At 62.6% G+C, this 21,459-nt stretch carries 15 protein-coding genes; 3 read left to right on the top strand and 12 right to left on the bottom strand.

The genetic code is table 11. The features are described from left to right. Window positions 1–126: 126 nt before the first annotated feature. The 9 genes from MKI86_RS18830 to MKI86_RS18870 form a co-directional block, all read right to left on the bottom strand. On the bottom strand, window positions 127–1,224 hold the full coding sequence (locus MKI86_RS18830; RefSeq protein ID WP_241604121.1) for an ABC transporter ATP-binding protein: 1,098 nt from the start codon (window positions 1,222–1,224) through the stop codon (window positions 127–129). 2 nt (window positions 1,225–1,226) lie between these two features. Then, window positions 1,227–2,270: an NAD(P)-dependent alcohol dehydrogenase gene (locus tag MKI86_RS18835; RefSeq protein WP_241604124.1), complete on the bottom strand. Its 1,044-nt coding sequence runs from the start codon at window positions 2,268–2,270 to the stop codon at window positions 1,227–1,229. A 17-nt stretch (window positions 2,271–2,287) separates the two neighbouring features. Next, complete coding sequence (locus tag MKI86_RS18840; protein WP_241604127.1) at window positions 2,288–3,100, bottom strand: carbohydrate ABC transporter permease; 813 nt, start codon at window positions 3,098–3,100, stop codon at window positions 2,288–2,290. Continuing rightward, window positions 3,097–3,960, bottom strand: coding sequence for a carbohydrate ABC transporter permease (locus MKI86_RS18845; RefSeq protein WP_241604130.1), 864 nt, complete (start codon window positions 3,958–3,960; stop codon window positions 3,097–3,099). The genes MKI86_RS18840 and MKI86_RS18845 overlap by 4 nt, the downstream gene beginning before the upstream one ends. A gap of 66 nt (window positions 3,961–4,026) precedes the next feature. Continuing rightward, complete coding sequence (locus MKI86_RS18850) at window positions 4,027–5,304, bottom strand: ABC transporter substrate-binding protein (RefSeq protein WP_241604132.1); 1,278 nt, start codon at window positions 5,302–5,304, stop codon at window positions 4,027–4,029. A gap of 186 nt (window positions 5,305–5,490) precedes the next feature. After that, on the bottom strand, window positions 5,491–6,432 hold the full coding sequence (locus MKI86_RS18855) for a helix-turn-helix domain-containing protein (RefSeq protein ID WP_241604536.1): 942 nt from the start codon (window positions 6,430–6,432) through the stop codon (window positions 5,491–5,493). Window positions 6,433–6,539: 107 nt separating this feature from the next. Next, a complete protein-coding gene (gene scpB, locus MKI86_RS18860; protein ID WP_241604135.1) occupies window positions 6,540–7,244 on the bottom strand; it encodes an SMC-Scp complex subunit ScpB in 705 nt (234 codons plus the stop codon). Between the two features lie 2 nt (window positions 7,245–7,246). Then, complete coding sequence (locus MKI86_RS18865; protein WP_241604139.1) at window positions 7,247–8,200, bottom strand: DUF1403 family protein; 954 nt, start codon at window positions 8,198–8,200, stop codon at window positions 7,247–7,249. A gap of 350 nt (window positions 8,201–8,550) precedes the next feature. After that, on the bottom strand, window positions 8,551–10,761 hold the full coding sequence (locus MKI86_RS18870; protein WP_306424477.1) for a methyl-accepting chemotaxis protein: 2,211 nt from the start codon (window positions 10,759–10,761) through the stop codon (window positions 8,551–8,553). 257 nt (window positions 10,762–11,018) lie between these two features. Here MKI86_RS18870 and MKI86_RS18875 point away from each other — a divergent pair, with 257 nt between their 5' ends. From MKI86_RS18875 to MKI86_RS18885, 3 genes are all read left to right on the top strand, one after another. Then, window positions 11,019–13,481 carry a PAS domain-containing hybrid sensor histidine kinase/response regulator family protein gene (locus MKI86_RS18875; RefSeq protein ID WP_241604144.1) on the top strand — a complete coding sequence of 821 codons (2,463 nt, stop codon included), beginning with the start codon at window positions 11,019–11,021 and terminating at the stop codon, window positions 13,479–13,481. Between the two features lie 85 nt (window positions 13,482–13,566). After that, the gene (locus MKI86_RS18880; RefSeq protein WP_241604148.1) at window positions 13,567–14,820 is read left to right on the top strand and encodes an MFS transporter; all 1,254 of its coding nucleotides are present in this window, start codon (window positions 13,567–13,569) and stop codon (window positions 14,818–14,820) included. An 8-nt stretch (window positions 14,821–14,828) separates the two neighbouring features. Continuing rightward, entirely contained in the window at window positions 14,829–16,106 is a 1,278-nt protein-coding gene (locus MKI86_RS18885; RefSeq protein WP_241604151.1) for an arsenic transporter, read from the top strand. A gap of 14 nt (window positions 16,107–16,120) precedes the next feature. Here MKI86_RS18885 and MKI86_RS18890 read toward each other — a convergent pair whose 3' ends face one another. From MKI86_RS18890 to MKI86_RS18900, 3 genes are all read right to left on the bottom strand, one after another. Then, window positions 16,121–18,664 carry an HWE histidine kinase domain-containing protein gene (locus MKI86_RS18890; RefSeq protein ID WP_370880016.1) on the bottom strand — a complete coding sequence of 848 codons (2,544 nt, stop codon included), beginning with the start codon at window positions 18,662–18,664 and terminating at the stop codon, window positions 16,121–16,123. After that, window positions 18,648–19,205, bottom strand: a complete 558-nt coding sequence (locus tag MKI86_RS18895) for a biliverdin-producing heme oxygenase (RefSeq protein ID WP_241604153.1) — start codon at window positions 19,203–19,205, stop codon at window positions 18,648–18,650. Before MKI86_RS18895 ends, MKI86_RS18890 begins: the two co-directional genes overlap by 17 nt. An 88-nt stretch (window positions 19,206–19,293) precedes the next feature. Beyond that, window positions 19,294–21,336 carry a hybrid sensor histidine kinase/response regulator gene (locus MKI86_RS18900; RefSeq protein ID WP_241604540.1) on the bottom strand — a complete coding sequence of 681 codons (2,043 nt, stop codon included), beginning with the start codon at window positions 21,334–21,336 and terminating at the stop codon, window positions 19,294–19,296. Window positions 21,337–21,459: the final 123 nt, after the last annotated feature.

Below are 21,459 nucleotides of genomic sequence, written 5' to 3' on the forward strand. Positions count from 1 at the left end.
CCCGTCGTATGGAAAACCATATCGGCCGCCAAGCCTTTTGCCTGCGAGTCGTCGCTGCACCAATGAGGAACCAGATGCAAAAGGGGCGAAAACCGCCCACTCCGGCCACGCCCCAAGCCATGCCCGCTAGGCGCTGTTGCGCAGCACCGAAAGGCCCGTCGTGCGATCGAAGGCGTGCAGGTTTTCGCCGCTGACGGAGAAGCAGACCGGGGCGTCGCGCATCGGCCGGCTGGCGGCCGGGACAAGGGCACCGATTTCCTTGCCGCCGACGCGGAAGGAGATGAGCGCGCTGTCGCCGTGGAATTCGACGAGATCGGTGACCCCCGCAAGCGTGTTTTCGCCGCCCCGGGCATCCGGCGACGCAGACAGGGCGGAGGGCCGCACGCCGAGCGTCAGCCCCTGGCCTTCCGTGATCTCGAAACGCTCGCGGCTCACCCGGAACCGCACGCCGTCGCCGTCGAGCAGCCATGTGTCGCCGTCTGCCCGTGCCGTGACGTCGAGGAAATTCATGTTCGGCGTGCCGATGAAGCCGGCAACGAAGAGAGTGCGGGGCCGCTCGTAGATCTCCGCCGGCGTTCCGACCTGCTCGATGGCGCCACCCTTCATGAGCACGATGCGATCGGCGAGCGTCATGGCTTCGAGCTGGTCGTGGGTAACGTAGATGGTGGTGGTCTTGAGGCTCTGATGCAGACGCGCGATCTCGACGCGCATGTGGTTGCGCAGCTTGGCATCGAGATTGGACAGCGGCTCGTCGAAGAGGAACACGCGCGGCGTCTTGATCATCGCGCGGGCAATCGCCACGCGCTGCTGCTGGCCGCCAGACAGTTCCGTCGGCTTGCGGGAGAGATACGGCTCCAGCCCGAGCGTGCCGGCAACCGTCTTGATGCGGCTTTCGATTTCCGACTTGTCGACCTTCATGCGCTTCAGGCCGAAGGCAATGTTGTCGTGGATCGTCATGTGCGGATAGAGCGCGTAGTTCTGGAAGACCATCGCAACGCCGCGGTCGCGCGGCTCCAGGTCGTTGACGGTGCGCCCGGCAATCGAGACCGTGCCGCCGGAGATTTCCTCCAGCCCGGCGATCATGCGCAGAAGCGTGGATTTTCCGCAGCCGGACGGCCCGAGGAACACCACGAATTCATGGTCGTCGATTTCCAGGTTGAAGTCCCTGATGACATTGACGGCGCCATAGGCCTTGTCGACATGGGAACAGACGATATTGGCCATGCTCAGCCCTCCTCCGCGACAAGGATCTGCAGTTTCACATCGGTTGGCCGCGCCTCGACGGCCCGGTCGAAGGCGGCGATGCTGTCCTTGAAGGCATAGGTTCCGGTGATCAGCGGCTTGAGGTCGACCTTGCCGGACGCGATAAGTTCAAGGGCGCGGTCGAAGACATTGGCGTAGCGGAAAACCGTCTCGATGCGCACCTCGCGGGAGATGGCGCCGGCCACGTCGAAACGCACCGGATCCACCGGCAGGCCGACAAGCACGGCCGCGCCGCCCGGCCGCACCAGGTTGAACAGGCCCTCGAAGGCCTTGCCGCTGCCGCTCGCCTCGAACACCACATCGGCGCCCCAGCCCCGTGTTGCCGTGTCGATGGCGGCGGCAAATGTGGTTTCCTTCAGATTGACCGCCTCGATGCCCGGATAGGCAGCGGCGATGGCGAGCTTCTCGGCGGAAAAGTCGGAAATCAGCACCCGGCTGCAACCGCCTGCCAGCGCTGCCAGCGCCACCATGATACCGATCGGTCCCGCACCGATGACGGCCGCGACATCCCCTGGCACGATGCGGGCGCGCGTCGCCGCCTGCATGCCGATGGCAAAGGGCTCGACCATGGCGCCCTCGGCGAAGGAAACGCTGTCGGGCAGGCGATAGGTGAAGGCCGCGGGATGCACCGCGTAAGGTGCGAGAATGCCGTGCACGGGGGGCGTCGCCCAGAAGCGAACGGCGGGATCGACATTGTAAAGCCCGAGCTTGGAAGCGCGTGAGGAGAGATCGGGAATGCCGGGCTCCATGCACACACGATCGCCGACGGCGAGTGAGCGCACATTCTTGCCGACCTCGACGACGGTGCCGGCTGCCTCGTGACCGAGCACCATGGGCGCGCGCAGCACATAGGGGCCAATGGCGCCATGGGTGTAATAATGCACGTCGCTGCCGCAGACACCAACCGTGTGGATGGCGATCTTCACATCGTCGAGGCCGACGGTCTGCGGGAGGTCGATATCGCGAAGGGCAAGCACGCCCTTTTCTTCGAGAACCAAGGCTTGCATGGCTATATGTCCTGTCATCAATTGCTCTTGCGCCGGAACGCATTGTTGAGAAGGCCGCTCAGAATGCCGATGAGCAGGAGCGGCGGTATGGAAAGCAGAACCACCGAGGCATTGAGAATGCCCCAGGGCACATCACGACCGAGCTGTGTCAGTTCCGAGGCGACGATCGGCAGGGTCTTGGCGTCCGAAGTCGTCAGCATCAGCGCGATCAGGAATTCGTTCCAGACCAGCACGAAGGCGAAGGCGACGGCGCCGATCAGCGAGCGCGAGGCTATCGGCAGCGCGATCAGGAAGAAAACGGCATAGGGCCCGTAGCCATCGACCCTTGCCGCCTCCTCCACTTCCTTCGGCACGCGGACGAAAGCAGGCACGCCGAGCCAGATGACAGTGGCGAGCGTCAGCAGCGTATAGGTGACGATCAGCGAGATCCGCGTGTCGTAAAAGCCGAGATCGAGCCAGATCACCATGAGCGGGATTGCGACGGCGACCGGCGGTAGGAACCGCAGCGATAGCACGAAGAACTGGATGTCGGCGGACCAGCGGTTGGGATAGCGGGCAATGGCGTAGGCGGCTGGCAGCCCGAGCAGCGCGCCGATCAAGACGGAGCCGCCGGCGGCAATCACCGAGTTGACGAGGCCGGCGGCCACGCTGTCGCGACCCAGCACATAGGCAAAGTTGTCGAGCGTTGGCGTGAAGATGAAGAGCGGCGTCGGCGTGACGATGTCGACGCGGTTCTTGAAGGCGTTGATCGCCGTCCAGACCATCGGGAACACGGCAGAGAAGGCCGCGAGATAGAGCACGGACTTTCCGAGGAAGCGCGACAGGCTCATGGCTTCACCCTCTTCCAGATCACCGTGAAGATCACGGTTGTCGCGACCATCATCAGCACCGCCATGCTGGAGGCGTAGGAGATGCGTCCGGATTCGATGAAGCCCTGCGAGAAGGCGTACATATCGAGCGTTTCCGTCACGATGCCGGGGCCACCGCGCGTCATGACATAGATGAGGTCGAAGGCGCGCAGCGACTCGATCATCTTGATGAAGGTGAGCGAGATGAGCGGCGCCTTGAGCATGGGAAGCGCGACATAGAGATAAATCTGCCACGGGCGCGCATGGTCGAGCCGGGCGGCCTCGAAGGGCTGCGGCGGCAGGGTCTCCAGAAGCTTCAGCACGATGACACCGAAGAACAGGCCCCATTGCCAGACATCGACGAGCGCCACCGTCATCAGCGCCGTTGCCGGGTTCGACAAAAGGTCGAGCGGCTGGCCCGTGATGGCCTTGTAGGGATAGGTGACGATGCCGTAAAGCGGATGGAAGGCAAACTTCCAGACGAAGGCCGCCGAAACGCGCGGCAGGATGACCGGCACGAGGAAGATCAGCGTCAGCACCGCCCGCTGGCGCGCCGAGGCGAATTCGAACATCAGGATGCCGAGCACGATGGCCACCAGCAGCGTCAGCGTGACCGTGACCAGTTCCCAGGTCAGCGACACGCCGATGGCGTTGACGAAGCGGCGATCCGAGAAAAGGTCGATGTAGTTGGCAAGGCCGACGAAGCTGGAGTCCGGGCGGCTGAGTTCGCGGTTGCGGAAGGAAATATAAATCGCATAGGCCGTCGGCACGAAGGCGAGCACCGCCAGGATGAGCAGCGGCGGCGCAAGGAAGACGGCAGGCAGGCGAGTTCTTGATGTCATGGATTTTCCTCGTGATCGCGCGGCCGCCGGCTCGGGAGGGCGATGGCGGCCGCGCTGCTCAAAGGCTTACTGGCTGCGAGCGACGAGCTCCTTGGCGAAGCCTTCGAGTTCGTTCAGGCCGTCCTTGATGTCCGTGCGTGAACCGGCAATCAACTCTTCGAGAATGATGCCCCAGCGGTCGCCGAGATCGGGCCAGAGCGGGCTCTGCCAGAAGTTGACAGCCGTCACCTTGCCGGTGTCGGCAAGCGCCTGGCCGAGGTCCGGGCCGTAGAGCTTGGCGAAGGTGTCGCTGGTCATGATGCTGGTGCGGTTCAACTCGCTGAACTGGTTGGCTTCCAGGCGGCGCTCCTCGTTCTCCTTGGACGTTGCCCAGGCGATGAACAGGCCGGCGCAGGCCTTCGACGCCTCGTCCGCATTGGCCTTCGTGCCGATGGCAAGACCATGGCCGTAGCCACCGCCGGTGAGCGGCGTCGGCGGCGGCAGATAGCCGACCTTGCCGGCGACCTGCGAGGACTTGGGATCGATCGCCATGCCGACAAGCGGGGTCGATTCCACCAGCATCGCAACCTGGCCGGAGGTGAAGGCGCCGACCGACTCATCCCAACCACCGGTCTGCGTGCCGGGTGCGGAATATTTGAACAGTTCGAGATAGGTCTCGGTGGCCTTCACGGCCGCCTCGCTGTTGAACTTCGGCTCGTTGCCGTCGAACCATTCACCGCCGAAGCCCTTAAAATAGGGCATCCAGCGCCAGACATTGGCGCCCGAGCCGCGCTGACCGCGCAACGCGATGCCATAGATGCCCTTGTCCGGCTGGTGCAGCTTCTTGACCGCTTCCTTCATCTCGTCGAGCGTCGTCGGCGGCTTGACGCCGGCAGCTTCCAGCAGGTCCTTGCGGTAGACGAGCAGGTCGCCGCCGCCGGTTAGCGGTGCGAACCAGACCTTGCCGTCATAGGTCGCGACCTTCTGGCGGCCGGGGTCGAAGTCGGCATAATCGTATTCGGCGGGATAATAATCCATCAGCGGCGCGACCCAGCCGGCAGACGCGAACAGCGCCACATTGGCCTCGTCGATATAGTAGACATTGTACTTGCCGATGGTCGACGCATCGGCCTTGGTTTTGGCGCGACGGTCGTTCTCGTTGAGATAGTCGATTTCGAAGGATGCGCCGCCGGAAAGCTTGGCGAACTCGTCTTTGTGGCTTTCCAGAAGCGTCAGGCCGTCGCGCGGCTGGGCCAGAACGCGGATGGTGCCGGAGCATTCCGCTGCCAGCGCAACCGATGAGACAGAGCTGGTCAGAAGGCATGCATAGGCGATGCTCGAAACGAGCGTTTTCACGGATGTCATGGGTGAACCTCCCTCAAGGTATCGTTGGTCGGCGCGGCACGACCTCCTCGTCGCCAGCGCCAATCTGTCAGCGAATGACTTCGCTAAAATGCATATTATGCAAGGAAATCGTGGAAACTAGCGTGTCTGTTGCAGGGAATCTGTACTTTAATGCATAATTTTATGCTGCACTGCGAAAAAATGCTGTTATCCGCGCAAGGTTTCATCGGGAACGAGCCCATCGCCGCGCAGGGAGCGACGTTGTGGCGTGAGCCGGCGGTAGGCTGACGGCGTCATGCGATGCTGGCGCAGGAAGGTCCGGTTGAAATTGGAGATGTTCATGTAACCAACCTCGAAGCAGATGTCGGTGATCGGCATGTCGGTTTCCGCCAGAAGCTTGCAGGCCTGCCAGATACGCAGCTTGTTCACATGGTCCGTGAACGTGTTGCCGGTGTTCTTCTTGAAGAAGCGGGAGAATGTGCTTTCGCTCATGCCGGCAAGATCGGCGACATCCGACAGGCGGATATCGGTTGCGAAATTGCGGTAGATGAAGACGAGCGCGCGTTGCAGTGCATCGAGGGTTTCGGCATCGAGCTTCGGCGAGTATTCGGGCGAGGAAAGCACCTCGTATTCCGTAGAACCAGCGAGCAGATCGAGCAGCTGCAGGAAGAGCACAAGCCGCGCCACGCCCTTTTGCGTGCCCATGCGCTCGACGAGATCAGCGCCGCTTGCCAACGTCTCGCCACTGAAGACCAGGCCCCTTTGCGCGCGGGCAAAAAAATCTTCCAGTTGGGCGAATTCCGGCAGCAGCTTCGTCGCCTCCCGGATGCGGTCAGGGTGGAACTGCACGACGACATCGCGCCCCTCGATTACCTCGCCGGGCGCCGTCATCGTCACCCAGTCATGCGGCAGGTCGCTGCCGATGACGGTAAGATAGGTCGCGGAAAAGGCGCCGATATAGTCGCCGACAAAGGCCACACCGGTGCCCTTGCGAATGAGGTGGATCTCGAACTCAGGATGGAAATTCCAGACATTGCGCTCCCACGGATAGTCATCGATGCGCCAGAGAAAGCTTTCATCGATGCCCGTGATGATGTGCTCAAAGGTCGGCGGACTGGCCGAAAGCGGGCTGAACTTCGGCTCCGGCATGCTCCTGCGGTCCCGCGTGCTGGTGAGGGTGGCCAATCCGTGCTCCTGCATTGCCACGACATTGCGAAGGGTATTTTGACCGCAAATCGGCAGCCCGACAACTGCCGCTAAGGCTCGTCGCGCTCGGCGTCGGCATCGGCCTCGACGCCGGCTTCCACAGCCTCCGTCTGCACGGCCTGCCTGCTCAGCAGGCCCGCATCCTCGAGCGCCTCGATATCGGGCAGGTCGCGCAGCGTCTGCATGCCGAAGGCGGAGAGGAACTGCTTCGTCGTGACATAGGTGTAGGGTGCACCCGGTGTGGGGCTGCGCGGGCCGGAGGACAGGAAGCCGGCGTTGCGCAGAGACGCGATCGTGTCGCGGCTGACCTCCTTGCCGAAAATGCGCGACAGTTCGGCGCGGGTAACCGGCTGAAAATAGGCAATCGCCATCAGCACCATGGCCTCGAAATCCGACAAGGCAGCCGGCGAACTGCGCGTCGGCGCCTGCGCGGCCCGGATCGTCTCAGCATAGCGCGAGCGCGTTCGATGCTGCCAGCCGCCCGCGACGGACACAATCTCGTAGGGCCGGCCACGCAGTTCCTCCTGCAGATCGTCGATCAGCAGATCGATGCTGCAATCGGTTCCGACGACCCGCGACAGGGTCTCGCGGCCGACGGGCGCGGCCGCGGCAAACAGAACCGCTTCGACGCGCAACATCCATTCGCGCCAGCGCAGATCGGCGGGCAGATCAGCAAGCTCCCGGTCGAGCAACAGTTGATCCTGCGCCCTGGATTTGCGGCCACGCGATGCCTTCGTGCCATCGGGCGCGTCCATCGTCACAGCCCGTAAATGCGGAAGGAAGCGCGGCCGGAAAGCTCCCGGACGGCGGCGAAACCTTCCAGCCGTTCGAACAGGCGGGTGGCAGCCCAGCGGGACAGATTGCTGCCCGGGGCCGATGCCGGCACGGCATCGTCATCGAGCAGCCCCGCGATCACCGGCGCGGCCCCCTTTGTGCGGACCTTGGGCGCGATGGCGACAAGCCTGTCGGCACGATGGGCGATCTCGCCGGCAGAACGCAAGGCCGTGGCAGCGCCCTCGGCAAGCGCGAGGCAGACGGCGCCGGCAAAGGCCGGTTCGCCAGGCCGCACGCGCCCCCGGCCTGCCAGCGTGCGGAAAGCCGATCCATAACGCTCCGCCATCAGAAGCGGCACGGCGCAAGGCCAGTCGAGCATCCGCGCGATGAGCATGTCGGCCAGCGCCCAGGCCAAGACCTCGCCATCGGGCCGGTCGCGCATGATCGCCGTCACCAGTGCCGCTGCCGCGAAAGGTGGCGCCCTGCCCGATTGCAGCGCCGCATCCGCGTGGTCCACCGCTGCCAGCAGCCGCTCGTCTGCGGCAAGGCCCAACAGGTCGGCAAGCTCTCCGATCACCTTGGAAGAAAAGGCAGGCTTACGCGCCGCAATCCGCCGGAACGCCACCGAGACCCGGCCGGCCGGACCGGGATCGTCGCCTGCCGATGTCAGGAGCACGGCATCGCGCAAGGCCGTCTCCTCTTCGTTGCGACCCATCAGGCGCACGGCAACGCCGGCACATTTCAATGCCTGCCGGGAGCGCCAGCAACCTGCCCAGACGGGGGCCGAGCGCACGAGATCGTCAAGCGCTTTCAGGGCCACGCCGGCCGCAAAAGCGGCATCGCTCTCATCCTGTTCGCGTCCGCGCGAGCGGGTCCAGCCCGGCATCTGCGGTAGCGGCGTGACGGCCGGTGAAGGGGATGAAGCGCGCGAATCCATGTCGGCAGCCTACATTTCGCGTGCGGTTCTTGCCAGACAGATCGCAAACAACCGCACATGAAAAGCAGTCCCTTCGAAAGCTGAAACAGATGTTTTCGCACCCGTCGTCGCCCGCCTAAACAAAAAGGGCGCTCGACCCTTTCGGGGAGCGCCCTTTGGACCCGGAGGACTACGAACGCGCGACGAGGGGGATATCGCTGCAGGCAGTCATCAATGACGGGTTGTAAGCGTTAGATGGGGAGTGTTGCGGAGATATCAAGCCCCCTGTTCAACCGTTACCGAAGGTATCGGCGAGAGGCACGAATGCAGCCGCCGAACAAGCGGCGGCTGCGTTTTTGGAAAGACGCCGGTCAGGCCGCAGCGCGGAACGCGCGATGCATTCCACGGGCATTGGAGCCCAGTTCGAACTGGCTCAACAGCTGGTTCAGCGCCTGAACCTCCATGGCAAGCGTGTGGCTTGCCGCGGTGGTCTCCTCGACCATCGCCGCGTTCTTCTGGGTGTCCTGGTCCATCTGGTTCACGGCCGTGTTGATCTGCTGAAGACCGGAGGACTGCTCCTGCGCGGATTCGACGATAGCGCTGACATGCCGGTTGATCTCCTGCACCTCCGCCACGATGACGTCGAGCGCCTTGCCGGTGTCGCCGACCAGCTGCACGCCTTCCTCGACCTGCTGGTTCGAGGTCGTGATAAGAGCCTTGATCTCCTTGGCGGCGTTGGCGGAACGCTGGGCAAGCTCGCGCACCTCCTGAGCGACAACGGCAAAACCCTTGCCCGCCTCACCGGCTCGCGCGGCTTCCACACCGGCATTCAGCGCCAGAAGGTTCGTCTGGAAGGCGATTTCGTCGATCACGCCGATGATGCTGGAAATCTGGCCGGATGAATGCTCGATGCGTTCCATCGCGATGACGGCCTGACGGACCACATCACCGGAGCGCTCCGCACCCGTTCGGGCACGAGCAACGAGCTGGCCGGCTTCATGGGCCCGCTTGGCCGCATCCCTGACCGTGGTGGTGATCTCCTCGAGGGCTGCCGCGGTTTCCTCCACGGCTGCGGCCTGTTGCTCGGTGCGCCGTGCCAGGTCGTCCGCTGCCGACTTGATCTCATTGGCGCCGGCATCGATGCCACGGGCATTCTCCGCGACGCGCATGAGAGCATCCTGCAGTTTCTCGGCCGAGCTGTTGAAGTCGTTGCGGACGCCGTCGAGCCGGTCGACGAAGGGATCATGAATGCGGCAGGAAACATCGCCGTCGGCCAGTCTGGCAAGACCGCCGGCAAGGCTGTCGACCGCGAACTTGATGTCGGCGGCATCCCTGGCGGCACTGCGTTCGCGCGCGATACGCTCTTCTTCGCTGAGGCTGCGGTTGTCCTCCGCTTCCTGCTCCAGCCGGGCCTTTTCACGATTGTTCTGCAAAAGCACTTCCAGCGACCGGGCAAGATCGCCGATCTCATCCTTGGCCGCAGCGTCCTTCAACACGAGCTGCAGCTCGCCTTGCGCAATACGGGCCGTCTCATCGATGACGTTCGAAATGCGGGCAATGAACCGGCGCGCGATCAACCAGCCGGCCAGCGCGAGCAGCGCTGCGGCCACGACGACGATTGCAATCGCGTCCCGCATCATGGCGTTCACTTGCGCAAACACCGTGCTCTTCGGCACGGAAACGATCGCATACCACGTCATATCCGGTGCCAACCGAACGGGCGATGCCATTGCGAACTGGATGCTGCCGTCTGCGGCAACCATTTCCTTCTCGACGCCGGCATTGGCGATAAGCTGATCCCAGCTGGCGGTTTCAGCACCGCCATCGGCAAGGCTTTTCCCGATGAGGGCCGGGTTGGGGTGCCCGATAATCTTGCCAGCGCTCGTCACAAGGCTGATGGAGCCGGTGCCCATCGGGCGGATCTGTGCAAGCGCGTTACTCGTTGCCTGGAGCGAAAGGTCGAGGCCTGCAACGCCGACGGTCTTACCATCAACGACGATCGGCATGGCGACCGAGGTGATCAGCACATCCTTGCCGTCAATAGCATATGGATAGGGCTCGATGACGAAGGTCTTGTTCTGCGTGAAGGGCAGTTGATAATAGTCGCCCGGCCCGGCCGTGGCGTAATCGGTCAGCGCCGTATTGGTGATCTTTCCATCACCGCCACGCACCCAGTACGGCACGTAACGACCGGTGGCATCGTAACCGGGCTTGCTGGCGAAATCGGCGTCCTTGCCATCGAACGCATTCGGTTCCCAGCCTGTCCAGAGTGCGAGGATGTCAGGGTTCTTCTCCAGCATGTGTCTGATGGTCTGGTCCGTCTCGGCGCGATCCACATCACCCGTCTGCTTCATCGTCTCCAGCACGGAGCCAAGCCCATTGACGATATGGATGGTGCCGCCGATGGTCTTTTCCGACTTCAGCGCTTCCGCCTCGGAGATCTGCCGCATGTTCGCAAGACTGCTGTGCCTTACGTCCTCATAGGCACGGTAAAACAGCACGGACGACGCCGCAATGGTTGCAGTAAGTCCGCATAGCGCAACGTAGAATATATTTCGCCCGGTCGTTGAATTGAAAAGCATTTTGCCCCCGCTGGTGTTTTCTAAGCGCTCCCGTTACTTTCGTGTCCCGGACGAAACGCTTCGATGCGGAAGATAAAATTTTATATTTAATAAAACACTGTATGAAGTGGCGGTAACGGCATGACATGGAGGCCCAACTCAGCTTCAAATGGGACGAGTTTGGCATCAGATCGAACGCATCGGAAACTGTTGCGGATGCGCTTCCCAAAGTCGGATCGAAGCCCATATACGTCGAACAAAATATCCGAGATCTCCTGATGACGATCCCCGCAGAGCCGACCACCGAAATGAGCCGACACATCCTGGCGCTCGACTGGGCCAGCCACGGCTTTGCCAATCCATCCGAATGGCCGTTGGAACTGCGGATGGCGGTCAGTCTATGTCTCAACACGACGCTTCCCACCGCCATTTACTGGGGAGACGATCTGAGGCTGATCTATAATGACGCGTGGGCGCCGATTGCCGGGGAGAAGCACCCATGGGCGCTGGCGCGACCCGCCCGTGAGGTATGGGCGGACATATGGCACGTGATCGAGCCGCAATTGACGGCGGTGATGACGACCGGAAAGGGATTTTCCGTTGCCGACCAGATGCTGCCGATGGAGCGCGGCGGCCGTGTCCAGCAAACCCACTGGGACTACAGCTTTGCGCCGATCTTTGACGACAAGGATCGCGTTCTCGGCATTTTCAATCAGGGCAACGAAACGACGGCGCGCCTTTCGGCGGAACGCGCGCTCCGCGCCAGCGAAGAGCGGCTGGAGTTTGCGCTGGGCGCTTCCGACACGGTCGGGACCTGGGATTGGGACGTACCGAACGACAGGATCATCGCGGACGCGCGCTTTGCCAAACTTTACGGCGTCCCGCGCGAACGGGCCGCCTCGGGCGCGCCGATCGCGGAGTTTTTTGCCGGACTGCATCCTGACGACCTGCCATCGGTCCGAGACGCCATCAACACGGCGATGAAGACCGGAAAAAACTTCTCGCAGGAATACCGGCTCTTGCAGCCGGACGGCTCTAGCAGATGGGTCATTGCCGAGGGAAGGCCGACGCTCGCGCCGGATGGAACGGTTCTCCGCTTTCCCGGCGTCAGCTTCGATATCACCGAGCGAAAAAAGGCCGAAGCCGATCTGCGTGACAGCGAAGAGCGGTTTCGTGCCATTACCAATTCGGTCGACCAGATGCTCTGGTCAACACTGCCGGACGGCCATCACGACTATTACAACCAGCGTTGGTATGATTTCACCGGCGTTCCCGTCGGCTCGACGGATGGTGATGGCTGGAACGGCATGTTCCATCCCGACGATCAGGAGCGCGCCTGGAACGTCTGGCGTCAATGTCTGGCAACGGGCGAACCCTATCATATCGAGTACCGCCTCCGGCACACATCCGGCGTATACCGTTGGGTGCTTGGCCGGGCGCAGGCGGTGCGGGACGATGCGGGCAACATCACGCGCTGGTTCGGATCCTGCACGGACATCCAGGACATCGTGGATGCGCAGGAAGTCCTTGCCCGTTCTCGTGAAGATCTCGAAAAAGCCGTCGAGGAGCGGACAGCCAAGCTGATGGAGGCCGAAGCTCAGCTTCGCCATGCACAGAAGATGGAAGCCGTCGGCCAGCTTACGGGCGGCGTGGCGCATGACTTCAACAATATGCTGGCGGTTATCCTCGGTGCGATGAATCTGCTGGAAAGACGGCTTGCGCGCGGCGAAACCGACCTGAGCCGTTACATCGAGGCGGCCAAGGACGGCGCGAACCGCGCGGCGGCCCTCACCCAGCGCCTGCTGGCCTTCTCCCGCCGGCAGCCGCTCCAGCCCGAGGTGATCGAGCCGAACCGCATGGTATCGGGCATGACAGAGCTGCTGACCCGCGCCCTTGGCGAACAGATTCAGGTGGAGACCGTGATGGCAGCCGGCCTGTGGCGGATCAATGCCGATTCGAGCCAGCTCGAGAATGCCATCCTCAATCTCGCCGTCAACGGCCGCGATGCAATGCCCCAGGGCGGCAAACTCACTGTCGAAACGGCCAACACATTCATCGCCGAAGACTATGCGAGAGAGCATTCCATGTCCGTCGGCCAATATGTCATGATCGCCGTGACGGATACCGGCACAGGCATGACGAAGGAGACGCTGGCCAAGGCTTTCGATCCGTTCTTCACGACCAAGGAAGTGGGTAAGGGATCCGGCCTCGGTCTGAGCCAGGTTTTCGGTTTCGTCAGGCAGTCCGGCGGGCATGTCAGGATCTATTCGGAGCTCGGACACGGCACGAACGTCAAGATCTATCTGCCTCGTCACTACGGCACCGGCGAAGCCAGGAACATCGTCCCGCTCGGCAACGAGCCGGCACGCGGTAGACGGGACGAACTCGTTCTCGTGGTGGAGGACGACGAGCGCGTCCGCAACTTCTCGACGGAAGCGCTGCGTGAACTTGGCTATACCGTCGCGGAAGCCGCGAACGGGCCTGCTGCGATCGCCCTCCTCGACGCCGGTTTGAAGCCGACGCTTTTGTTTACGGACGTCGTCATGCCGCAGATGAGCGGACGAGAGCTTGCCGAAATCGCAGCCTCGAAGGTCGCCAATCTCAAGGTCCTCTATACGACGGGCTATACGCGCAATGCCGTGGTTCATAACGGTATCCTCGACCCCGGCACGCACCTTCTTCAAAAGCCGTTCAGCCTCGACCAGCTGGCCGAGAAGGTACGCCATGTGATGGACGGGTAGCCTTTATTGGCTGGGTGGAACCTTTTTGCTTTCCGTCCATTTCGGGAAGCTTTTCCACTCATCTCGTTTATCGAGGCCGCCGCGCATGCAGTCCACGCCATCGACACTCGCCGGCCGCTCGCTCGTCGCGCTCGCCGTTCTGAACTTCTTCCTGGCCGATGCCCGGGATGGCCTGGGACCGTTTCTGGACGGCTTTCTCGCCACACGCGGCTGGTCTCCCATGACGCTTGGGCTCGTCGCGACACTTGGCGGTGTGCTCGGCATGATCGCCACGCCGCTCTTCGGGGCATGGGTGGACGCGTCGCGCCACAAGCGCGCCCTCATCATCCTTCCCGTGCTCCTCGTCACGGGCGCCGCCCTCTGGACACTGGCCAGCCCCTCCAATGCGTCCGTCTTCGGCGGGCAGTCGGCGACCGCCATCGTCGGCGCGGTGATCGGTCCGGCCTTGATGGGCCTCACGCTCGGTCTTGTCGGGGAACGACGCTTCTCCGACCAGGTGGCGCGCAACGAGTTCTGGAACCATGCGGGAAATGTCGTCTCGCTCGCGGCGATCTATGCCGCCACGAGCTATTACGGTGAGATGGGCGTCATCGTGATGATGGTTCTCACCGCGGCAGCCACAATCGTCGCCGTCCTTACCATCGATCCCTCAAAGGTGGACCACGCGGTGGCCCGCGGCCTCGCACATGACGACGGCAAGCCGGGACCATCCGGCTTCTCCGTGCTGGTGAGCCGAAAGGGGCTGATCCTTCTCGCGGTTACGCTGATGATCTTCCATTTCGGTAACGCGCCTATCGGCCGCCTGATCGCCCAGGATTTCTCCATCCAGCTCGGCACGCCCTTCCGTACGACGGCCATCACCACGGGGGTCGCACAGCTTTCCATGATCGTGATGGCTGTGGCGGCGCCCCTGCTCATCCGTCGTTTCGGCCTGGCCAGCGTCTTTCTGCTGGCACTGGCCGCGCTGCCCATCCGCGGCGCGCTCGCGGGCACGTTCTCCAGCTTTTCCTGGATCTACCCGGTGCAGATCCTGGACGGCGTGGGTGCCGGCCTGCTTGGCATTGCAACACCGATTGCGGCGGAGCGCATTCTCTCGGGAACCGGGCGTTTCAATGTGGGCCTTGCCGCCGTCATGACCGTGCAGGGGATTGGCGCTTCGCTCAGCAATGTGGTAGCGGGATGGCTGACCGATATCGGCGGTTACGGCTTGGCCTACTGGGTCCATGGCGCAGTGTCGATCTTGGCCTTCGTCGTGTTCTGTACCGCGCATCGTCTGATCGCGCCGGAACGGTCTGACGACGATGGAGACCCCCTGAACGCGGTGAACGCGCCCTCCTGAGAACCTTTATGAGCACCTTTTCACTGACCTGGATCGTCGCGGGCCTAACGGTGACCGGCGTCGTCCTTCGTCCCTTCGCCTGGCCGGAGGCGGTCTGGGCCATCCTGGGCGCCGCCCTGCTCGTGGTGCTCGGCTCGCTTGCCCCATCCACAGCGCTCGAAGCCATCGGAAGAGGGACGGATGTCTATTTATTCCTCATCGGCATGATGCTGCTTTCGGAAATCGCGCGCCGCGAGCGGCTTTTCGACTGGATGGCTGCCTTTGCTACGTCGCACGCCCGCGGCTCGCCGCGCCGTCTCTTCGTGCTCATATACGGATGCGGCATTCTGGTAACCGCGTTTCTCTCCAACGATGCCACAGCCGTCGTCCTTACACCCGCCGTCTATGCCGCGTGCAAGGCGGCGAAGGTGCGCGACCCCATGCCCTATCTGCTGATCTGCGCCTTCATCGCCAATGCGGCGAGTTTCGTGCTTCCCATCTCCAATCCGGCCAATCTGGTCGTTTTTGGAAACGGCACCATGCCCTCGCTCCTGCACTGGCTGAGCCTGTTCGCGCTTCCCTCACTTGTCGCCATCGTCGTTACATTCGCGGCGCTCTGGTGGACCCAGCGAAAGGCACTGGCCGAAGACACGGTCTCCACAATCGTCGAAGGCGTTTCACTGACACGCCAGGCGCGGCTTGCCGGACTGGCACTTTGCGTCACCGCCGTTCTGCTGGTGGCGGTGTCCGCGCGCGGCGGCGACCTGGGGCTGACCACGTTCCTCGCCGGTGCCGTGACGACCGCTCTGATCCTGATTGCCAATCGCGAGGGGCCGGGCGAAATCCTTCGTGGTATCTCATGGACCGCCCTGCTTCTCGTGGCCGGGCTTTTCGTGGTCGTCGAGGCGACGGAGGCCACCGGTCTTCATACCCTCATCGGCGGCTGGATCGTGCAGGGTGCAGCACAAAGCGTCTACGCGACGGCCTTCGCATCGGGTGCCGCAGCCGCGCTTTTCTCGAACCTTGCCAATAACCTTCCTGTCGGGCTTCTGGCGGCAAGCGCCCTTCACACGGCCGACATGCCGCAGCTCGTGTCCGCCGCCACGATGATCGGCGTCGATCTCGGCCCGAACCTTTCGGTCACCGGATCGCTCGCCACCATCCTGTGGCTGACGGCCCTGCGCCGTGAAGGGCTGCATATCGGCGCATGGCAGTTCCTGAAAATCGGCGTGGTTGTCGCTACCCCGGCGGTCATCCTGTCGCTCGCCACGCTCATTGTCGTGGGTCCGCTCGCATCCCTTCAGTGAGCGAGAACCGGCTCCTATTGCTTTTGCATGAGCGACGTGAGCGCCGAAACGATGGTGTTCCGGCTGTAGGGCTTGTGAACGATCGGGATGCCTGCAAGCTCTTCCGGGAGCTGCGCGTTTTCGCCATAGCCGGTCGCAAAGACAAACGGTATCGACCGCCTGCGAAGTTCCTGGGCAACCGGGAAGGATGTGGTCTGCCCCAGATTGATGTCGAGGACGGCGAGGTCGGGAGCCTGGGCCTCAATCTGCGCCATTGCCTGCCGGATTGAACTCGTCGTCATGACTTTCGACAGTCCTTCATCCGCGAGCATGGCTTCCAGATCCAGTGCGATCAAAATCTGATCTTCCAGAATAAGGACCGACGGGTCGGCCGCAGCCAGTGTGTTGGCCACCTCCCGCGTGCGCTCGACGGCGCGCTTCATCGGTTGCCCCTTGGACGAGGTCAGCTTCACATGCGGCGGCGGAATCCGGAACAACGCAACGAGGCCGGACGGCTCGAACCTGATCACGCTTTCACCGCCAAGGTCGTAGGGCACACTGCGATCGATGAGCGCGCTGCCGAAGCCGCTGCGCGATGGAACCCCGACAACCGGCCCGCCTTTTTCCCGCCAACTGATTTCGCAGGTTCCGGTCGCGGTCATCTCCCATGTCACGTCCACCGTACCGGTCGGCACCGAAAGCGCGCCATATTTGGCCGCATTGGTGGCGAGTTCGTGAAAGACCAGCGCCATGACCGAGAAAGCGCGGCTGTCGAGCCATATCGCCGGGCCTTCAAGAACAATTGTCGATTCCTTGGCGCGGTAGGGCCGGAGCTCGGCATCGAGAAGCTCGGCGAGTATGCCGCCACCATCGCCGCGCACGACCTGGTCATGCGCGATGGACAGCGCCTCGATACGCCCCTGCAATGTCTCGACATACTGCTCCAGCGTACTCTTATGGTGCTGGGGGCTCGTCACCAGAGATTTGATGACCGCCAGGATATTCTTCACCCGGTGGCTCAGTTCCTCGTTCAGCATACGCTGGCGAACTTCGGACTTGCGCCTTTCGCCCGCCATGAGTTCATTCTGCCGAAGAACGATCTCGACTATCGCGACGCGCACGATCTCGGCGATCTCCCGCTCGGATTCGGCCCAGGACTGCGCCTGTCCCTTCACCGTCTCCTTCCAGATCGCGAAGCTCTTGCGCGGTGTCAGACGGTCGCCGAGCGGACCGGTCTCATAGGTCTTTTCGGGGTTGCCCGCCCAGTCGAGGGTTTGAACAAGTTCCTTGCGGAAGAAGAAAAGGCAGTCCGAACCCGTCTGCGAAAGCGGAATGGCAAGCACGCCGGACACGCGGTCGCTGTAGGCGGCCGCTTCGGGCATTTTTTTCGACAGGCTGTGGGTTGCCCAGATACGGCCCTCGCCCACCGTCTGTACGAAATCAAGAAGAGCAGGCAGGGCGTCATCCGGGGGCGTCGCGCCGGTGCCGGTCCAACGACCGTCGAACATCACGCCGGCACCGTCATTGGGCAGAAGTCGGGAAAATTCGTGAAGGCTCTGGCGCAACAGTGCACCGACATCCTCGTGGTGAGATGAGAGGATCAGAAAGCGATCGAGCGCCTCGCGCGTACCAGCAACAGCGGCTACACGCCGGCGCTCCTTGAGCGACTTGAGGTGCAGCGAGAAGAATTCACCGAACACCTCCATGGCTACGCGCTGCGCCATCGGCAGAACGCGCGGCGAATAATGATGGCACGCGATCAGCCCCCAGAGGTAGCCATCGAGAACGATCGAGATGGACATGGATGCGGCAACACCCATATTGCGCAGATATTCGCAATGGATGGGCGATACGCTGCGCAGATGCGCGAAGCTGAGATCCAGTGGTTCACCGGAGGCGTCCAGCACGGGCTCGATCGGCACGCGGCTGCCGCTGGCATCCGCAATCACACGGATCGTGTTCTTCAGGTAGAGCGTGCGTGCCTGTTGCGGGATATCGCTCGCGGGGAAGTACTGGCCGAGAAAGCTCTCCAGATCAGCGCGCTTGGTTTCGCTTACCACCTTGCCCGAACCGTCATGCTCGAAACGGTAGACCATGACGCGGTCATATCCGGTGACACCGGCGACGACGCGCCCTGCGCGCTGAACCAGACGTTCGACTTCCGTGGCATCGCTGATCCGGCCGATCATCTCGCGGGCAATGTGCAAGGGTTGACCAACGGAGGGCGACGGTTCGAATTCTATGATGACCGCGGACTTGTAATGATGGATGGCAATATCAAACACGCGTCCGCCGATGGCCACGTCCAGCATGAGAGCCGGCCGCGACGCCGAATTGGTCGCAGCCATGGCGTTGCGAAGATCATGCAGCAGTTTTCCACCCAGAACGTCGGCGGCATCGCGACCGACGAGATTGCCATCGTATCCCAGGATATCCGCCGCATTGGCGGACGCGCGTTCGATCCGTGCCAGACTTATGTCGCACGCGATCAGGCATCCGTGCGGCTGAATGCTGCCGGGAATGTGGATCGGCTCGCGATCGCAGGTATTCAGGTTTACAGCATCACTGGTAGACAACACGACCACTTTCAAAGCACCGCAAGGCTAGGGCAAAGACCTCATTGGCCGCTGCGGCCGCGTGGTCCATATCGAAATCACATGCGTCGTCCAACAATAATAGGAACGACTGCCATTGCGCCATATCATTTGACATAAGGGAAAGGTGTCTTGCTCCGAAGGCGCCCGTCATGCCCAGCCCTGCCGCGCGCTGCCGCAGAAAACGCGCGCCGAGGGTCGATCCTTCAAGGACATAGAGCGCACCGAGCAGCGCGCTGGGCTTTCTCAGATCGATCGCCGCCTTCATGGAACGCGCAGCATTAAGACCCAGGTCTTGCGCATCCTGCGCGAGTGCCGCCGAGACCATGGTCGGTCGCCAGCTCCATTCGAGCGGCCAGATCGCACCGGCCAGCTGGTCATCCATCGTGGCGCGGAACGTGCCGAGAAAGCCGACGTAGTGGCTGTAGCTTCGCAGGCTGTCAAACGCCCCCACTGCAGCGTCCAGCCGCTCATGGCCATCGCGTGTCCGGTCTCTCAATTCAAAGCGTCTTTCGCTGTAAGCCATGTCTTTTCGGTCGTTAGAAATTCGGTTGCCGCGCCTCGTTCCCTCGCGGCGCGTCATTTGTGGGGCAGTTGGACCCGGGGCGGCAAGACTATGCCGAACCGCCGATCAAGTCCTTCACGCGCCGGGCAAGCGTTTCTGAGGAAAACGGTTTCGTCACGACCTGCATGCCGCGATCGAGATGGCCGTGGTTCAGGACGGCATTTTCCGCGTAGCCCGTCACGAAAAGCACGTTGAGTTCCGGTCGCATTTCTCGCACGACATCGGCCAGTTGGCGACCGTTCATGCCGTTCGGCAAGCCGACATCCGTCACGAGAAGGCAGATTTCCGGCCGGGACTGGAGGATTTTAAGCGCGGATGGACCATCGCCCGCCTCAAGGACCACATAGCCGAGGTCCTCGAGAATTTCGACGGCGACCATCCTGACGAGCGGTTCGTCATCGACCACCAGAATGGTGCCCAGCGTATCTGATGCGGAGATAGGATCGTTTTCCACCTGCGGCTCCTCCTCTTGCTGGTCTCCGGCATGACGCGGGAGATAGATACAGATCATCGTCCCCTTGCCGACCTCGGAATAAATGCGCACAGCGCCGCCGGACTGGCCCGCAAATCCGTAGACCATGGATAATCCCAGGCCCGTTCCCTGACCGATCGGCTTGGTTGTGAAGAACGGATCGAACGCCCTCGCGACGACATCAGCAGACATACCGCTTCCCGTGTCGCTGACACAGAGAGAAACATATTGTCCCGGAGGCACGCCCCTTTGAGACGCTGTCCGCTCGTCGAGCCAGCGATTGCCGGTCTCAATCGTCAGGCGCCCACCATCAGGCATCGCGTCACGGGCGTTGATGCACAGGTTGAGGAGTGCATTTTCGAGCTGGCCGACATCGACGAAGGCGGTCCAGAGCCCGCCTGCAGCCACCGTTTCGACAGCTACGGCGGGACCGACGCTCCTTGTGATCAGATCCTGCATGCCCGCCACGACGCGGTTGATATCGGACGGTTTGGGATCGAGTGTCTGCCGACGCGAAAAGGCGAGCAGGCGCTGGGTCAGTGCTGCGGCGCGTTTCACAGCCCCTTGGGCGCCGGTAATGTAGCGGTCGATCTCGGCGATGCGCCCCTGCGTGAGCCGCGTCTTCATCAAATCGAGACTTCCGCTGACACCGGCAAGGATGTTGTTGAAATCGTGCGCCAGACCGCCCGTGAGCTGGCCGACGGCCTCCATCTTCTGTGCCTGCCGCAGCGCCGCCTCCGTCTGCATCAGCGCCGCGGTGCGCTCCTCGACGCGCTGCTCCAGCGTATCATTGAGGGCGCGCAACGCCACGAGTGCGCGATCGCGCTCGGCCTCCACCGCACGCCGGCTTTCGATATCGATGAGAACCCCGGGGAATTTAAGCGCCGTACCGTCGGGCGCGAGCTCGACGCGACCATTCGCTTCGAGCCAGTAGAATTTTCCATCCGCCCGCCGCGTGCGGTATTGGTGCGCGTAGGCGCCGCCCTGCGCGATCGCTTCGTTGATGGCCGCAATCAACCCTTCCCGATCATCGGGATGCACCGTCTCGATGACTTCCTGAAGGCTCAGGCCGCTGCGCCCTTTCTGCGGATCGAACCCGAACGCTTCCGCAAAGCCCTCATCGACCGTGAAATGGTCGGAGGGAACGTCCCAGAACCATGTGCCGATGATGGCGCCCGCGGCCATGGCAAGCTGGACACGCTGTATGTTGTCGCGCACGCGGCTCTCGCTCTCCCGCAACGCCGACTCGGCAAGCTTGCGCGCGGTGACATCGCGGAACAAGACCGCGACCTGGCACAGGCTTTCGGGCTCAATACGGGTCGCAGACACCTCGATGATACGGCCGGCCGCCTTGAATTCCTGTTCGAAACGCACCGCCCGGCCGGTTCGCAGCACCCCGCCGTAAAGCTCCAGCCAGATATCCGCATTTGCCGGCTCGATCTCGCGGAGACGCTTTCCGACGATATCGGAGATACCGGTATGGCGCTCGTAGCCGGAATTGGCCTCCACATGCACGTAGTCGCTCAGGGGACCTTCCGGCCCGTCGATGAAGCCGATGATGCAGAAGCCGTCGTCAATCGCCTCGAACAGCGCGCGGTATCGCGCCTGCGCGCGCAGCATGGCGCCCTCAGTGGTATCGGCATCGGCCTCCGTCCCCATCGCGCGAAGACGAACGATCTCCCGTTCAAGTTCGTCTCGGGACAAAGCTTTCAAATCCATTCAGAAATCCGCCTTCGGTGCACC

Origin of the sequence: Shinella sedimenti (assembly GCF_022601905.1) — a bacterium.
In the GTDB taxonomy this organism is placed as follows: domain Bacteria; phylum Pseudomonadota; class Alphaproteobacteria; order Rhizobiales; family Rhizobiaceae; genus Shinella; species Shinella sedimenti.

Coding starts and splice junctions, on each gene's coding strand:
- MKI86_RS18830 (WP_241604121.1), bottom strand. CDS start 1,224: ATGGCCAATATCGTCTGTTCCCATGTCGACAAGGCCTATGGCGCCGTC.
- MKI86_RS18835 (WP_241604124.1), bottom strand. CDS start 2,270: ATGCAAGCCTTGGTTCTCGAAGAAAAGGGCGTGCTTGCCCTTCGCGAT.
- MKI86_RS18840 (WP_241604127.1), bottom strand. CDS start 3,100: ATGAGCCTGTCGCGCTTCCTCGGAAAGTCCGTGCTCTATCTCGCGGCC.
- MKI86_RS18845 (WP_241604130.1), bottom strand. CDS start 3,960: ATGACATCAAGAACTCGCCTGCCTGCCGTCTTCCTTGCGCCGCCGCTG.
- MKI86_RS18850 (WP_241604132.1), bottom strand. CDS start 5,304: ATGACATCCGTGAAAACGCTCGTTTCGAGCATCGCCTATGCATGCCTT.
- MKI86_RS18855 (WP_241604536.1), bottom strand. CDS start 6,432: ATGCCGGAGCCGAAGTTCAGCCCGCTTTCGGCCAGTCCGCCGACCTTT.
- scpB (WP_241604135.1), bottom strand. CDS start 7,244: ATGGACGCGCCCGATGGCACGAAGGCATCGCGTGGCCGCAAATCCAGG.
- MKI86_RS18865 (WP_241604139.1), bottom strand. CDS start 8,200: ATGGATTCGCGCGCTTCATCCCCTTCACCGGCCGTCACGCCGCTACCG.
- MKI86_RS18870 (WP_306424477.1), bottom strand. CDS start 10,761: ATGCTTTTCAATTCAACGACCGGGCGAAATATATTCTACGTTGCGCTA.
- MKI86_RS18875 (WP_241604144.1), top strand. CDS start 11,019: ATGACGATCCCCGCAGAGCCGACCACCGAAATGAGCCGACACATCCTG.
- MKI86_RS18880 (WP_241604148.1), top strand. CDS start 13,567: ATGCAGTCCACGCCATCGACACTCGCCGGCCGCTCGCTCGTCGCGCTC.
- MKI86_RS18885 (WP_241604151.1), top strand. CDS start 14,829: ATGAGCACCTTTTCACTGACCTGGATCGTCGCGGGCCTAACGGTGACC.
- MKI86_RS18895 (WP_241604153.1), bottom strand. CDS start 19,205: ATGGCTTACAGCGAAAGACGCTTTGAATTGAGAGACCGGACACGCGAT.
- MKI86_RS18900 (WP_241604540.1), bottom strand. CDS start 21,336: ATGCTGCGCGCGCAGGCGCGATACCGCGCGCTGTTCGAGGCGATTGAC.